This is a genomic window from Clostridium felsineum DSM 794, from assembly GCF_002006355.2.
Taxonomy (GTDB): domain Bacteria; phylum Bacillota; class Clostridia; order Clostridiales; family Clostridiaceae; genus Clostridium_S; species Clostridium_S felsineum.
This window is the reverse complement of sequence record NZ_CP096980.1, coordinates 4548350-4563999: the sequence shown is the minus strand read 5'-3', so window position 1 is coordinate 4563999 and position 15650 is coordinate 4548350. Positions and strand designations below refer to the sequence as shown.

Sequence of the window (15650 nt, the reverse complement as noted above, 5' to 3'; positions counted from 1 at the left end):
TAATATAGATGTGTTAATATTGAATAAAAGTATAAATAAGTCATATTGGCACAAAAAATGATAAGAGGGTGAGATATAATGGCATTTAAGAAGATTATGTCATTAAGTTTAAGCGTTTGCTTAATGTTAGCAACTACAACAAGTGTTGTTTTTGCAAAGAATAATGTAGAAAATAAGACAGCAAAGGTTAGTACATCTAAAAAGTTAGTTAAACTTAAACCTATAAATTTAAAAAAGAGCAATTTAAGCATCAAGAAATGCAGTCCGAAAGTTAAAGATAATAAGATAGTAGTTGATCCTGGATATTTTAATACTAAACAAAAATTAGGAGTTTTAAAAGATGCTGCTACTAATAATCCACCAGTAGCAGGATTAGAGCCGTATATATTAAATCAAGACTCACTTGATGCTAATGGAAACTTAACTACTAATTCATTAATAGCATGGGTATGGTCAAATAATGGACAAAATTATACCTATGATCCAGATGGAGATGCAATAATTGACATGGAAGTTGGAGGAATTCCTAATGGTTCTATAATAGGATACTTAAATGATGGTACAAAGAATTATGGCTTTGTAACTAAAATAACTACAGTAGGTGAATATAATTTAACATTTCAATGTGAGGATTCAAAGAATGCATGGTCAAATGTTGCTCAGTACACATTTGATATAGTTAATCCAAGTAATAAACCTGTTAATACTACACCTTCAGTGCAATGGCAAAAAACTTACGAAGATTCTACATCAAATATTGGAAGCAATTCTGTTCAGCCTACAGATGATGGAGGATATTTAATAGGAGGATGCATAAACTACGGGAGTCCATATTTAATGAAAATAGATTCTCAAGGAAATAAGGTTTGGGATAAAACTATAAATGTACCTAATAGTAAAAATTCATCTATTTCAAGTATAAAGCCTACAGGAGATGGAAATTACATTATTATAGGTAATAAGGGATATATAGCAAAGATTGATCCTAATGGAAACATAATATGGGAAAAAAGTGATACTACTACTGAAGAATTAGAGTATAGTGAAATAATACAAACCAGTGATGGAAATTTTGCAATAGTTGGAGATGAAAGTACTCAAAATAATAAATTTGATGTATACTTACTTAAAATAGACGGGTCAGGTAATAAAATATTTGAAAAAACTATTGGAAATGCTGATAATGATTTTGGAGCATCAATTAAGCAAACAGTAGACGGAGGATATATAATTTTAGATACTAATATAGGTAATGCTACGGATCAACCATACCTCATTAAGACAGATAGATATGGAAACACACTTTGGCAGCAAGGTTATACAATATCAAAAAGTTATTTTACTGGAACATCAAATTCAGACTGCTTGAAAATAACCTCAGATGGAGGATATATTTTTGCGGATGGAGCAGTTCTTGTAAAAACAAATTCTTCTGGAAGCTTAGAATTTCAAAAAGGTTTTAATAATGAAAAAATTAATGGAGTTGAATTAACACCAGATGGATATATGTTAGCAAATTATAATTTTGGTACAAGCTCAAATGGAAATAAAATGTTTACTGATATTCTTAAATTAGATGCTCAAGGTAATAGTACCTGGAATTACACAACTAATGAATACAATTCTGATGATTATGCAGAAAACATAAAGGCTACTAATGATTCAGGATATATTGTAGTTGGAACAGTAAGGCCTAGTGCAGGAGCAAGTGTATCAAAAGAGTATATTAAGATTGAAAAAGTTAAATAAATGTTATAAAAAACCGCCTTTAAGGGCGGTTTTTGGTATTAAAATATAAATTTGGATATATTCCATCCTAAAGAAGGATCTAAGCTTAATAGCTTATGTGTTCCGCATGTGTTAAGAGTAAAGGCAGATACAAGAACTAATGTACAAAGAACAAAAACTAATATGAATTTATTGCTTCTTTTTGGAAACATATTGACACTCCCCCATTTATTGCTTGAATTTTATTAAAAAATTTAATATATTATCTATGTTGTTAGGTTTATTGTTTTTATTAAAAAACTTTAATAACTTATAAAATATTGAGGTACATGGTTTTTTGTTTATATTAGAAAGAAAGATTGCTTCATCATTTATATCTTCTAATCTTTCAAAGTTATTTGATGATATATACAAATCTGCTAAATTAGAAATTGCTCTTTCTTGAAAAGGATATTGCTTATTTTTCTTTGAAAATTCCAATGATTTTATAAGAGACTCTTCTGCTTCATTTAAATTATTAAAGTATTTAAATGCCTTGTATAAGTAGAAATAGGCACTACTTAAGTAAAGGCTATTTTGATCTACGTTTGGAAGTTTATTCAAAAGCATATTAAAATACTTAACAACGTTACTTCTTTCATTTAATTTAATATAAATATCTATAGCATTGGATAAAATTAATAAATGTTTAGAAGAGTCTGAGTCGATATTTTCTAAAAGTTCTAATACATTTAAATATACGTTTGCAGCCTTATCAAGTTTATTCAAAGAATCAAAACAACAAGCCTTATTATTTAAGACATCTATAAGTTTGGAAGTATTATTTTTAACAAGAGGTTCTAATTTATCAATAATTTCTAAGGCCTTTTCATAATACTTCATGTAATAATAGCATAGCGCACTATTGTACATGAATATTTTGACATAATCTTCGGGCATATCTTTAAAGTGATTTAATGCAAAATTACAACACTCAATGCATCTATCATATTTCAAGGAGTTTAAATACATCAAAGATAATTTTCTTAAGATACTTAATAAAGCCTTGCTGTAGGAGGTTTTATCCAATAAGTCAAAGGCTTTTTCGTAATACAAAACGCTTTTCTCTAAATCATTCTGTATGTAAAAATAATCTCCAGCAAGCTCATAAATTTCAATTTTCTTTTCTCTTATGTCCCAATGTATTAAAAATTCCTCTGCTTTTTTTAATTCAGCAAAAAAAGTATCTTCTTTATACACTAGCAAATTTTTCAAGTTGTCAACATAATCTTCTAGTATGGAATTTGCTTGAGACTCTTCATCTTCTAGAAGATAATCAGCGGTTACATCTATTGAAAAATCATTTTTTTTAGCAATTTCGTTTAAATTTTTTATTATAATCTCCGCGGTGCTTCGGGTAAGCTTTGCCTTATTGTGTTCTATTTGGCTTATAAGATTGCGGGTAACTTCTTCGCCCACGATATCATCTTGTCTAAGGCCGTATTTTTTTCGTATTAATTTTATTTTATCTCCGGAAGATAAAATTTCACAGTTTCCCATACCAAGTCTCCTTATAAGTTTATTAGTACTAATAATATCCTTACATTACAATAATATCAGAAATGATATTTGATGTAAATTAAGTAATAATACGTAAAATTAGGTAAAAGTGTCCGAAAAGATAGTTTATAATTAAGCTGCAATGGATTACTTTATCAGACTTGATTTTACAAATTAAGTTTTTGCAATTACAAAGTTTTTATGTAGGTAATCAAAACTTTGTAATATACATACATAATAGAAAATGTTTTTATAAAATAATAGTATTAACTACACTAATATATATATGATGTAAACGTATTTATATGCTTTAAGTAATGTAAAAAATATTGTACCATAATAAATTAATTATTTTTTATTCGTATTCTAAGATATATATAATTTAAGCAAAGAATATTTTGCTTTGCTAGGTAAGTTCTAAATAAATAGATAATTTTACTATATTCTAATTATATCAAATATTTTTTAAAATAATAGTTAAATAAATGGTGAATTAAGACCAATTTTCAATAATTTGGGGCTGTTTTTAATGAATATCATATAAATTCAAGTATTTTCCAATAGAATTTGCAATCTAAATTATGGTAGCAAAATATTAAGAGAGCAAATTAATTTATCTGCTCTCTTAATATAGTATTAATTTAGAATTTCGATAATACCTAGCAATATAAAAAGTATTCCCGAAACAAGAGGAGTGTATTTTCCAAAGAATCGCCCAAGTACATGATTACCTATATATTCTCCAAACAAAATAGTTAAAATACTCAGCGCAAAGGTGAAAACAACTGTAAACTCAATATTAACGCCTGTTATACTTGCAGCTACTCCTGTGCCTAAATTGTTAAAGGTTAGGCCAACAGCTATCAAAATAGCTTCTTTTATATTTATATCACCAGAATTATCTAAATCAGACTCCTCAGCATATTTAGCCATATCTTTAACATCTTTAACTGCTAAGCTCTTTGATAAATTATTTTTTTTAAGATTAGGTATACTTGCAATTACAAAATATATTCCTAAAATTATTATAATTACAGAACCTAAAATATTGGCTACATCCTTAGATAAAAACACAGATATATATTTTCCAATACTCATGGATAGAAAAGTTCCTATTGAGGTTATAATGGCTATTAATAGATTAGGGAGTAATCCTATCTTTATTTTTTTAAGACCGTAAGCCATACCTACTACTACATTATCTAAGTTTGAAGATATGCTGAAGAGTAGTGCCGAAAATACTAATATCATATAATCTATATCCCTTTTAAGTAGTTACAATATTAATATATTCTTAAAAATACTTTTGTTGTACGACTTTTATAATATTACAGTTAAGAATTGTGTTTTTTCTTTGTTAAGTAATCGAGCCTCTCTTTAAAAATTTTCTCTCTACCTTCGTCTGTTGGAAAATAGTATTTTTGATTTTTTAAATTATCAGGTAAACACTGCATATCTACTATTTTATCTTCAAAGTCATGAGCATACTTATAACCCTTAGAATAACCAAGCTCAGACATTAATTTTGTAGGTGCATTTCTAAGATGAAGAGGTACACCTTCGGCTAAATTTTCTTTAGCATCCTTCTTTGCCTTTTCATAAGCGGTATATAAGGAGTTTGATTTTGGTGCCAAAGAAAGATATACTACAGCTTCTGTAAGGTGCACACTGCATTCTGGCATTCCTATATAATGACAGGCATTATAGACATTTACAGTAACGTTTAATGCATTTGTGTCAGCAATACCTATATCTTCAGAAGAGAAACGTATAAGTCTTCTAGCTATGTAAAGAGGATTTTCGCCACCTTCAAGCATTCTAGCAAGCCAGTATATAGCAGCATCTACGTCGCTGTTCCTCATTGATTTATGTAGAGCTGAAATTAAATTATAATGCTCTTCACCATTTTTATCATAAATAAGAGTTTTATTTTGCATGCACCCTTCCAAGATTTCTTTTGTTATAGTTGTAATGTTATTTTCAGATTTACTGCTTAAAACAGCCATTTCAAGTATATTAAGAGAAGTTCGTGCATCTCCATTTGAATAAACAGCTATTAAGTTTAAGAGTTCATCTGAAATTTTTATATTTTTATTCTTAAAGCCGTGTGGACTTTTTATGGCATTTTTTAAAAGTTTAATTATTGCTTCAGTGGAAAGTGGTTTTAAAACAAAAACTCTACAGCGTGAAAGCAAAGCAGAATTAATCTCAAAAGAAGGATTTTCAGTAGTTGCTCCTATTAATACAATATCTCCATTTTCAACATGAGGAAGAAATGCATCCTGCTGAGATTTATTAAATCTGTGAATTTCATCTACAAAAAGCAAAGTACGAGTTCCAAATATTTTATTTTTGGCTGCTTTAGCCATAATTTCTTTGATTTCTTTTATACCAGAGGTTGCTGCACTAAATTCAACAAAGCTGCATTTAGTTATTTTAGCTATTATCATGGCGAGAGTAGTTTTGCCAACGCCAGGAGGACCCCATAAAATTAAGGAAGTAATATTATCATTTAGAAGCATATTTCTAAGAGGTTTTCCCTTACATAAAATATGCTCCTGACCAATATAATCGTCTAATGTTTCAGGGCGCATACGTCCTGCCAAAGGGACGCTTTCAAAGTTTTCAAATAATGAACCTTGTGTATAGTTCATATAAATATCTCCTTTCAAAGTGCGAACATATGTTTAATTATATCACTAAAAAATAGATGTATACAAATTTGTAATTTATAAAAGATAATGTGGGAGGTGATTTTTTGGAGATAAAAGAAGGAGATAAGGCACCAGATTTTGTGCTTATGGGTTCAGATGAAAAGGAGCATAAATTAAGTGATTACTTAGGTAAAAAAGTAATCTTGTATTTTTACCCAAAGGATAATACTAAAGGATGTACTAAAGAAGCTTGTGATTTTAGGAATAATATATATGAAATAGGTAATTCAAATGGGGTTATTCTTGGAGTGAGTAAAGATAGCGTTAAAGCACATAACAGTTTTATTGATAAATTTAGTTTGCCTTTTGTACTACTTTCAGATGAAGATGAAGGTGTATGTAAATTGTATGATGTTATAAAAGAAAAGAATATGTATGGAAGAAAGTATCTGGGAATCGAAAGAAGTACCTTTTTAGTAGATGAAAAGGGCAATGTGAAAAAGATCTTTAGAAAAGTAAGAGTTAATGGACATATTGAAGATATAATGAAATTTTTATGATTTTGGATTAATAAAAAGGGCTCCAGAAGCTCTTTTTATGTTTATTTGTAAACTAAAAATATTACTAAAGTTATTATAGAATATAAATATATTATAAGGTTAGTACGAGCTTATTAGCTAAATTGATATATTGAAAAAGTCAATTTATGCGTTTAATTTATATGAGATTATTAATAATTATTTATGAAATATGTAAAAAAATAAAATATGTGATATAATAAAAGTTAGGGAAACGTAAAATGATTTTATAACATTTATTTTGCGTTTTTCCATACAGATAAAATAAACCAATTATATATAAAATCAATAGGGTGGTCATGGTAAAGTTAAAGTAAAATTTATGAGAATATGTATTGTATAGGGGGGATTTATGATAATCTTGTAAGTTCGTTTATAGGTATAAAATTAAAATGAAAAGGGAAAGAAGTGCCATGAATATTGAATATATGAATCAAAAGGTTGAGTTTTCACTGGTTCGTAAGGAAAGAAAAAGCATAAAGATTTCTGTTAACAGAGACTTTATGATAGATGTAGTTGCCCCGTTTAATGTATCCGAAGAGGAGATAAAGAATGTTGTGCATAGAAAAATGAAATGGATACTAAAACAGATGAAGCGGATAGAGAATATTATTGATATAAATGATGAAATTAAATATTCAGATGGTGACATAATTTATATTTTTGGGACTCCTTATAGACTTATAGTAAAAAAGGGTATGAAAAACAAAGTGAGAATTTTTGGCGAGAATGTATATATGTATATAAAAGAAAAGGATAATTATGAGTATAAAAAGAATTATATTGAAAAATGGTATAAGAAAATAGCAGCAATTGAATTAGCATATTTATATAATGAAAAGTATAAAATATTTGAAACAATATATAATGAGAAGCCACAACTTAGCATCAGAAAGATGAAATCAAAGTGGGGAAGCTATAGTCCTTCTGATAATAAAGTGGTGTTAAATACACAACTTGTAAAGGTTCCTAAGGATTGCATTGAATATGTCATAATTCATGAACTTTGTCATGTGAAATTCAGAAATCATAGGAAAGAATTTTATAACTATGTAACTAATTTTCTACCTGATTGGAAGCTCAAAAAGGAAGAATTGGACAGGTACATTAATATTTAATATATATGATTCAATAGTATATATATTAGTAAAGGCAATGTAAAAAGGATTTCTAGTTTAAGTTTTAAACTAGAAATCCTTTTTGTTATTTTGGTTGATTTGCTGGGTCTCCTGATAAATTTAATTTTCCATTTAGTGAAAGGTAATCAAAAATCTGTTGATATATTTCTTTCACAACTGGAGCTGCGGTATCAGAAGCATAATAGCTGCCGTTACTAGGTTCATCTACAGAAACAAGTAAAGTGACTTGAGGATCATAGGAAGGAGCCATTCCTGCAAAGGATGACATGTATTTTCCAGCAGAATAACCTCCGGTCTTTGGATCAGCTTTTTGAGCTGTACCTGTTTTACCTGCAATATGATATCCTGGAATCTCAGCGTTTTTACCAACACCATCAGGGTCACTAACTACTCTTTCAAGATAGCCTCTTAACATGGTAGTTATATTTGGATCTAAAATATTTCTTTTTCCGTAATTTGAATAACTGCTTACATTAACAGTTGAACCGTTCTTGTTTTCAGTTATATCCTTCATTACATGAGGTCTAATCCAAGTGCCGCCATTTGCTACAGCATTAAAGGCTGCCATGTACTGAACAGAAGTAACAGATATACCTTGTCCAAAGGATATATTTGATAAATCAACTAAGTTTACTTTATCACTGTCTCTAACAATTCCTGTAGCTTCTCCAGGTAAATCAATACCTGTTTTTTGACCAAATCCAAATAAACTTATGTATTTTAAAAGATTATCCTTACCGATTCTTTGACCTAATTGCATAAAACCAACATTACAAGAATGTTTTAAAATATCAATGAAATTTTCAGGACCATGTCCAGATAATTGCCAACAGTGAATTATAGTACCATTTACATTTAAACTTCCATTACAGTTAAAGTCTGTAGCATTTGGATCTTTTACAGTTCCTGTGGCAAGTCCCGTATAAGCAGTAAATACTTTAAAAATAGAACCGGGTTCAAAGGTTTGCTGAACAGCGTTAGCTTGAAAAAGACTTCCGGTAGAGTTATCTATTCCAGCTTGCTTTGCGTAAGGTGTATTAGGGTTATAATCAGGTTTATTAACCATTGCTAGGATTTCACCGGTTTTTGGATCCATTACAGTTATATCTACAGCTTTTGCTTTATTATCGTTCAATGCCTTCTGAGCAGCTTGTTCTGCAATTAATTGAATATTTTTATCTATAGTTAATACTACATTCTTTCCATCCTTTGGAGCTTTATATTTATAAGTTCCATAAGGAAGTTGTTTTCTTGTAACATCAGTCTCAACGATTTTATAACCTGGTGTTCCAGCAAGAATTTTATCATAAGATAATTCAACACCAGAAGCACCACTGCCGTCTGATTTCGTATATCCGAGAACACTTGAAAGAAAGTTGTTGTTTGGATACTTACGAATAGAATCATCTGAGGAAACAAAACCTACCAAATTTAAATCTTTTATTTTATCCACCTGTTCTTTACTAATTTGCCTAGCTAAAGTGACAAATCTTAGAGGTACTCCTGATGAAGATTTTGCAGAAAGAGCAGAATATATTCTGTCAGAAGATATACCTAAAATTTTAGACAATTTAGAAGATAAGGTTTGTAAGGTCATTTTGTTAGTTTTTAGAGATTCACGAAGAGTATTCATGTCAACATCTATCCTGTAGTCGCTTATACTCGTTGCAAGTACATTGCCGTTTCTATCAAGTATATTTCCACGTTTGGGATAAATGGTGATTTGATTTACTCTTTGCTGTGTTACTTTTTTGTTATAGAAACTAGAATTTAAAAACATTATAGAAAAAAGTCTAAAAATAAGAGCAGAAAATACTACAAAAAAAATAACAAAAACTACAAAAAGTTTTTTGCCTAAAATTAGCTTTGGTTTAGTACGTTTTTTTTTCACTTGAGGCGCTCCCTTCGTTTTATGAAACGATTAAAATATACTTTAAATTATATCATATTTAATTTTTAAAATAAATTGCTTAAAAATAATAGGGCTTTGTGTTAAAATAGTATTATTCTATTTATGAAAAAAAAGGAAGTGATACTTTGAATCCAGTGGCATTTACATTATTTGGACTTGAAATAAGATGGTATGGAATTTTTATAGCCACAGGAGTGATTTTAGGACTCCTTATGGCATATTTAAACAGTAAATTACGAGAAGTTGACTATGATTCTGTATTGGATATTGTTTTGATTTCTCTTCCAATAGGCATAATAGGTGCAAGACTGTATTATGTTATTTTTCAATTTAAAAGTTATAATGGTAACATTATGGATATGATAAACATAAGAAATGGAGGACTCGCAATTCATGGAGGTCTGATATTTGGAGTGATAGCGGCTTATTTAGTGTCAAGATATAAGAAGCTTAGTTTTCTTAAGGTAATGGATATCGGAGCGCCATCTATAATTTTAGCTCAAGCTATGGGCAGGTGGGGAAACTTTTTTAATGGCGAAGCACATGGAGGACCTGTTAGTTATACTTTTATACAGAAGTTTCCTCAATTTATTCAAAAAGGTATGACAATAGATGGAGTTTATTATAATCCCACTTTTTTATATGAATCTACATGGGATTTAGTCATATTCTTAAGCTTAATGATTATAATTAGAAAGTGCAAGAGTAAGGGAGTAGTGTTCTTTGCATATATTGGCTTGTATTCTCTTGGAAGATTTTTTATTGAGGGAATGAGAACAGATAGTTTGATGCTCGGACCTATAAGAGTGGCACAACTGGTTAGTATTTTAGGAGTAGTTATTTCTATTGTGTATATTTTGGGTTCGTATTTAAAAAGTAAAAAAGCTTAGTATTATAAAAATTAGAGGAGCAAGGTAGAATTGCTTCTCTAATTTTTTTTTGATTTTAAATTTAACTCATAAGAACAAATGAAAAAGCAAATAATAAAAACAAGCAAAATAGGATTTTATATTGTCCAATATTACATAAAAATAATTAACCAAGAGTAAGGTATGGAAATATTACTAGCTATGGTATAGTTGCCAAAGACTAATGAGCATATATGGGTAAGGCATTAAAAGAGAAAGGTTGGTGAATAGTCCTGATTTTTGGATGGGTTTGAGCGTTTAGAAATCGGAAATTTATATGGATGATAATACTATAATAAATTGTAAACTATATGATATTATAATGCGGGAATTGGATATAAATACTGCTATAATAATTTTGGATAAATCAGGTAGGATTATTGATTTTAACAAATCTACTGAAAACATGTGGAAGTGTTCAAGAGAAGATTTAATCAATAAAAACATAGGAAATTTATTTCAAGAAGATATTATGGAACATATTAATACTGATAATATAAGTAGGGAAGAAAATGGAAAATCTAAAGTTTTTGCTATAGATAGTGGAGACAATTATTTAGATGTGAATTTCTATAATATAAAAGATGACAAGAAAAAATCCGAAGTTTTTATAATTGTGTGTAGGGAGATAAAGGAAAAGAGCAATTTAGTAAGTAAATTGGCAGCTAAAGAAAAAGAACTGCAGGATACAAAGGCCGAATTTCAAAAAATTAAAGATAACATAATGAAAATAGATAAAATGGTTAGCGTAGGAGAATTGTTGGCTGGGATTATACATGAGATAAATAATCCTCTGGGTTTTATAATAAGTAATTTTCAAACTTTAAAAAAATATATTGAGAAAATAAAAACTGTTATTGATTTATATGAAAAATGCGGTTCTAACTATCCAAATAATATGGATTACTTTAAGGATTCACTTAATACTGTTATTGATTTAGAAAAAAAGTATGGTTTGGATTTTATACTTAATGATATGGATGAACTTTTTAAGGATACCGAAAATGGTATAGAAAGGGTTAGAAAAATAATTGGAGCAGTTAGAAGCTTTTCACATGTTGATTTAAATGAGGAGTTTGATTTTATCGATTTAAACGAATCCATTAATAATACTCTTATAATTGCTAGAAATGAATTAAAATATGATTGTAATATTGAAAAGAATCTACAGAACATACCTAAAATTCAAGCAAAATCAAGTGAGATAAACCAATCACTTTTAAATTTAATTATAAATGCATCTCATGCAATTAAGGAAAAGCGTGAAAAAAATAATATAAAAGAAATGGGAACCATAACAATAAAAACATATAATGAAAATGAATTTGTATGCTGCTCAATAGAAGATACTGGAGTAGGAATACCAAAGGAGAATTTTGAAAAAATATTCAAGCCACTTTTTACGACAAAGGGAGTTGGAAAGGGTACCGGACTTGGACTTAGTATAACATATGAGATTATAAAAAATAAGCATAATGGACAGATAAAGGTAGAAAGTGATATTGGAGTAGGTACAACTTTCACCATAAAAATTCCTATCCATCAGGATAAAAGAAAGGAAAGTTATGAATAAAAAAATTCTGTTCGTAGATGATGAGAGAGCAATACTAAAAGCTATAAGGCGTGAATTATTTGATTCAGAATATGACCTCTTTTTTGCAGAAAGTGGAGAAGAAGCCTTAGAATTATTATCTAAAATTTCAGTAGATATGATAGTAATTGATATGATAATGCCTGGTATGGGAGGATATGAATTATTAAAAGTCATAAAAGTGAAATATCCATTAACAATAAGAATAATATTAAGTGGGTATACAGATGAGAAAGTAGTTTTTAAATCCATATATAATAATCTTGCAAAATTATATCTAAGTAAGCCATGGAAAAATGATGAATTTAAAAAAATGATAGATGGTGTATTTAAGACAGAAGAATTGTTAAAAAACGAAAAAGTATTAATGAGTATAAGAAATATTGAAAAGTTGCCGACTATAAATTTCATTTATGAAAAAATAAGTAGATTAATAGAAGAGGATAATTATGACATCGATGTTATTATAAAATATGTAGAAAAAGATATGGTTCTAAGTGGGCAAATATTAAAAATAGTGAATTCTGCCTTTTATGGATTAAAGGTTTCTTCGGTTAAAAGCGCAGTACTTAATTTGGGCTTAATTAATTTGAAAACTATAATTTTAACATCTGAGGTTTTTGATTTCGAAAATAGATTCGTTAAAAAAGAAAAGCTTTGGCAGCATGCAAACCTTACAAATAAATTAATAATTATACTATATAAAGCCATAATTAATAAAAAGATTCCGGAATACTACTATACCGCAGGACTGCTACATGATATAGGAAAAGTTATTCTTTTGAAAAATTATAGTGAGGAATATGATGAGGTATATAGATTGATTTATGAAGATGAGAATAATGATATATGCAGTGTGGAAAAGAAATACTTTAATGTAAGCCATGATGAAGTGGGTGGATATATGCTCCAGTGGTGGAATTTGCCATACCCTATAGTTGAAACAGCCTTGTATCATCATAGACCTATGAATTCTAATGTTGTAAATAGAGAACTTGTAGCAATATCACATATAGCAGATTATTATTCTTGGAGTTTAATAGGTGACACGGTAAGTGCAAAGTTAGATGATGAGGTTTTTAATTATTTAAATATATCAAAGCAGCAGTGCAAAGATGTAATAAATGAAGTAATAAGAAAGGAGAACAATTATGGCGAAATATAATGTGCTTTTTGTGGATGATGAGATTAATATCCTCAACTCTATAAATAGAATAACTATAAGTGAGAAATTTAATACTTTAACGGCTATAAGCGGAGAAGAAGCGTTAATAGAATTTAGTGAAAAAGAGATAGCAGTTATAGTTACAGATATGAAAATGCCTAAAATGAATGGGTTAGAATTATTGGAAAAAGTAAAGGAGATATCGCCTGATACTATTAGAATTGTGCTTTCAGGATATGCCCAAATATCGCAAGTAATTGCAACAGTGAATAGAGTAGGCGTATTTAAATATATAACTAAACCTTGGAATAATGAAGAGGAGTTTTTACCAGCTATATACCAAGGTTTAGAATATTATGATTTGATAAAGCAAAATGAAATATTCAAAACTAGGTTAGAACAGAAAAATAAGGCATATACCAAAATATTAGATGCTAACAATAAAATTACCCAAAATGCTAAGCTAGATGTAGAAGCAATTAAGGAAGTATCAAAGAGAATATTTAACTTAAAATATAAACTTTTAGAATATTATAAGAGTAAAGTAATAAATACAGAGGCTTTTGATTCATTTTTAAGTGGCATTGATGAAGTTTATTTTAAATATTTAGATACACTTCCAAGTGTTAAGGAAGAATTCAAGGTAGATGTGCTAAAAGAAGATCTTATTCAAATAGGAGAGGGAAAAATAAGAACGGTCTTTGATGGGGAAATTGAAAAAGTTAAGTTTTTTGGAAATAAAAAAGTTTTGCTGGTTATCATAGAAAGTATTCTTAAGGTATTTGCTAGGAACACAACATGGGAAAATATTATTGTTAACTTAACAGTAGTTAATAAGTTTGCAGTGAATTTTCTATTGATTAATAAAGAGGATGCTAAGGGAATATTTACTGGTTCACAATTTAAGCTTGTTTTTAATGTCTTAAACGATATTTGTAATTTCTTTGGTGGAAAGCTAGCTGTTGATAATGAAAGATTTCTAGTGAAATTTAATACTAGTATTGAAATACATGAACAGGAGTGTTGATATGAATATTCTAGTTATAGATGATGCTAAACTTAATTTATTAGCTGTTCAAAATATAGTAGCAGAATATAAAATAGAATGTAATTTAATATTAGTAAATTCGCCAGAGGAAGGTCTTAAAAAGATAGAATCAGAGAAAATCGATATTATTTTATTAGATATAGTAATGCCTAATCTATCTGGAATAGATGTACTTAAAATGGTTAGAGATAAGCATAAAAATATAGTTATTATAATGTTTACCTCTTTAACAGATAAAAAGTACCTCAAGGAAAGCTTTGACTTGGGAGCAAATGATTACATTAATAAGCCAATTGAACCTATTGAATTCATATCAAGACTTAAATCAGCAATAAAATTGAGAGAATACCAGTGTGAATTGATAGAGTCCTATGATAATATTAAAAATATCAATGTGGAATTAAAAGAATCTAATGCAAAATTACAGATAACTCAGATTGAACTTATTAATAGAGAAAAGTTATCTACTATTGGAAGATTCTCTGCGGGTATAGCTCATGAAATAAATACACCACTTGGCTACAGTATTTCAAATTTGTATTCTATAAATAAGTATTTCTCTATTTTAAAAGAAAATTATGAACGGATAAATGCTATAATACAAAATAATTATAATAATATTAAAGATACAAAATATCTAGAAGAACTTTATGAAAATAAAAATAAAATAGAATTCATATTTAAAGACTTTGATACTTTGATTAAGGAAAGTAATGAAGGATTAAATAAAATTAGCTACATAATAAAAAATCTAATACGATTTACTAATAAAAAAATGTATGATAGTTTTCAATTAAATTATCTCAAAGAAATTGTTGAGGAAACAATTATACTAATAGATTCAGAGCTTGAATATAATAAATTTAAAGATATTGCTACTATTGATTATGAAATAGAAGAGGAAAGTTATATAAAGTGCAATAGATTTGATATTGAACAGGTCATATTTAATATAATTATGAATGCTATAGATTTTTTTAATAAGTCAGACGAAAAGGTAAAAATATTAGTTGAAAGCTGTAAAGATGAAAAATGGTCTTATTTTAGTATATCTGATAATGGACCAGGGATAGATGAGAATATGAAGGATAAGGTGTTTGAACCTTTTTTTACAACGAAGGAAATTGGAAAGGGTTTAGGTCTTGGTTTAAGTGCATGCTACGATATAATAGTTAATAAGTATAAAGGAGAAATTCATGTTGAAAACTTACCAGTAGGTGGATGCAAGTTTTCTATTAAAATTCCAAATTAGTTTGTAATTTTAGTTTTAAATAAAAAAAAATTATGTTATAATATCTCCGGAAAAACAGTATTCCATTGAAACTGTATTTAAGTTGAAATTTTAAAGAAAAAAATCGACTTATATCCATAGAGGAATAAGAACGGAG

Annotated in this window: 13 protein-coding genes; 8 read left to right on the top strand and 5 right to left on the bottom strand. The window is 28.4% G+C overall.

The window, feature by feature from the left end:
* Positions 1-78: 78 nt before the first annotated feature.
* On the top strand, positions 79-1749 hold the full coding sequence (locus CLFE_RS21130; protein WP_077893664.1) for a hypothetical protein: 1671 nt from the start codon (positions 79-81) through the stop codon (positions 1747-1749).
* Positions 1750-1787: 38 nt separating this feature from the next.
* Here CLFE_RS21130 and CLFE_RS21125 read toward each other — a convergent pair whose 3' ends face one another.
* From CLFE_RS21125 to CLFE_RS21110, 4 genes are all read right to left on the bottom strand, one after another.
* Entirely contained in the window at positions 1788-1940 is a 153-nt protein-coding gene (locus tag CLFE_RS21125; protein WP_169850949.1) for a hypothetical protein, read from the bottom strand.
* A gap of 16 nt (positions 1941-1956) precedes the next feature.
* On the bottom strand, positions 1957-3267 hold the full coding sequence (locus tag CLFE_RS21120; RefSeq protein WP_077893663.1) for a helix-turn-helix domain-containing protein: 1311 nt from the start codon (positions 3265-3267) through the stop codon (positions 1957-1959).
* A gap of 636 nt (positions 3268-3903) precedes the next feature.
* A complete protein-coding gene (locus CLFE_RS21115) occupies positions 3904-4518 on the bottom strand; it encodes a manganese efflux pump (RefSeq protein WP_077893662.1) in 615 nt (204 codons plus the stop codon).
* An 83-nt stretch (positions 4519-4601) separates the two neighbouring features.
* Entirely contained in the window at positions 4602-5921 is a 1320-nt protein-coding gene (locus CLFE_RS21110) for a replication-associated recombination protein A (RefSeq protein WP_077893661.1), read from the bottom strand.
* A gap of 146 nt (positions 5922-6067) precedes the next feature.
* Between CLFE_RS21110 and CLFE_RS21105 the strand changes: the two genes are divergently transcribed.
* Together CLFE_RS21105 and CLFE_RS21100 are read left to right on the top strand one after the other, a co-directional pair.
* Positions 6068-6481: a peroxiredoxin gene (locus CLFE_RS21105; RefSeq protein ID WP_242951635.1), complete on the top strand. Its 414-nt coding sequence runs from the start codon at positions 6068-6070 to the stop codon at positions 6479-6481.
* Between the two features lie 410 nt (positions 6482-6891).
* Positions 6892-7617 (top strand): YgjP family zinc-dependent metalloprotease, encoded by a 726-nt coding sequence (locus tag CLFE_RS21100; protein WP_242951633.1) that lies wholly within the window; start codon positions 6892-6894, stop codon positions 7615-7617.
* 85 nt (positions 7618-7702) lie between these two features.
* On the opposite strand, the gene CLFE_RS21095 is transcribed toward CLFE_RS21100, so the two are convergent.
* On the bottom strand, positions 7703-9529 hold the full coding sequence (locus CLFE_RS21095) for a penicillin-binding transpeptidase domain-containing protein (protein WP_077833515.1): 1827 nt from the start codon (positions 9527-9529) through the stop codon (positions 7703-7705).
* Between the two features lie 146 nt (positions 9530-9675).
* Here CLFE_RS21095 and lgt point away from each other — a divergent pair, with 146 nt between their 5' ends.
* The 5 genes from lgt to CLFE_RS21070 all read left to right on the top strand — a co-directional run bounded on the left by lgt (position 9676) and on the right by CLFE_RS21070 (position 15514).
* Positions 9676-10440, top strand: coding sequence for a prolipoprotein diacylglyceryl transferase (lgt, locus tag CLFE_RS21090; protein WP_077833514.1), 765 nt, complete (start codon positions 9676-9678; stop codon positions 10438-10440).
* A gap of 295 nt (positions 10441-10735) precedes the next feature.
* Positions 10736-12031, top strand: a complete 1296-nt coding sequence (locus CLFE_RS21085) for an ATP-binding protein (RefSeq protein WP_077893659.1) — start codon at positions 10736-10738, stop codon at positions 12029-12031.
* Complete coding sequence (locus CLFE_RS21080) at positions 12024-13214, top strand: response regulator (protein WP_077893658.1); 1191 nt, start codon at positions 12024-12026, stop codon at positions 13212-13214. The genes CLFE_RS21085 and CLFE_RS21080 overlap by 8 nt, the downstream gene beginning before the upstream one ends.
* Complete coding sequence (locus CLFE_RS21075; protein ID WP_077833511.1) at positions 13201-14241, top strand: response regulator; 1041 nt, start codon at positions 13201-13203, stop codon at positions 14239-14241. The genes CLFE_RS21080 and CLFE_RS21075 overlap by 14 nt, the downstream gene beginning before the upstream one ends.
* A 1-nt stretch (position 14242) precedes the next feature.
* Complete coding sequence (locus CLFE_RS21070; protein ID WP_077833510.1) at positions 14243-15514, top strand: hybrid sensor histidine kinase/response regulator; 1272 nt, start codon at positions 14243-14245, stop codon at positions 15512-15514.
* The last annotated feature ends 136 nt before the right edge of the window (positions 15515-15650 follow it).

What these genes read in the sequence shown, in the direction of transcription:
- CLFE_RS21085 (WP_077893659.1), top strand. Translation starts at nt 10,736, where the DNA reads ATGGATGATAATACTATAATAAATTGTAAACTATATGATATTATAATG.
- CLFE_RS21110 (WP_077893661.1), bottom strand. Translation starts at nt 5,921, where the DNA reads ATGAACTATACACAAGGTTCATTATTTGAAAACTTTGAAAGCGTCCCT.
- CLFE_RS21125 (WP_169850949.1), bottom strand. Translation starts at nt 1,940, where the DNA reads ATGTTTCCAAAAAGAAGCAATAAATTCATATTAGTTTTTGTTCTTTGT.
- CLFE_RS21120 (WP_077893663.1), bottom strand. Translation starts at nt 3,267, where the DNA reads ATGGGAAACTGTGAAATTTTATCTTCCGGAGATAAAATAAAATTAATA.
- CLFE_RS21105 (WP_242951635.1), top strand. Translation starts at nt 6,068, where the DNA reads ATGGGTTCAGATGAAAAGGAGCATAAATTAAGTGATTACTTAGGTAAA.
- CLFE_RS21070 (WP_077833510.1), top strand. Translation starts at nt 14,243, where the DNA reads ATGAATATTCTAGTTATAGATGATGCTAAACTTAATTTATTAGCTGTT.
- CLFE_RS21080 (WP_077893658.1), top strand. Translation starts at nt 12,024, where the DNA reads ATGAATAAAAAAATTCTGTTCGTAGATGATGAGAGAGCAATACTAAAA.
- CLFE_RS21115 (WP_077893662.1), bottom strand. Translation starts at nt 4,518, where the DNA reads ATGATATTAGTATTTTCGGCACTACTCTTCAGCATATCTTCAAACTTA.
- CLFE_RS21100 (WP_242951633.1), top strand. Translation starts at nt 6,892, where the DNA reads ATGAAAAGGGAAAGAAGTGCCATGAATATTGAATATATGAATCAAAAG.
- CLFE_RS21130 (WP_077893664.1), top strand. Translation starts at nt 79, where the DNA reads ATGGCATTTAAGAAGATTATGTCATTAAGTTTAAGCGTTTGCTTAATG.
- CLFE_RS21075 (WP_077833511.1), top strand. Translation starts at nt 13,201, where the DNA reads ATGGCGAAATATAATGTGCTTTTTGTGGATGATGAGATTAATATCCTC.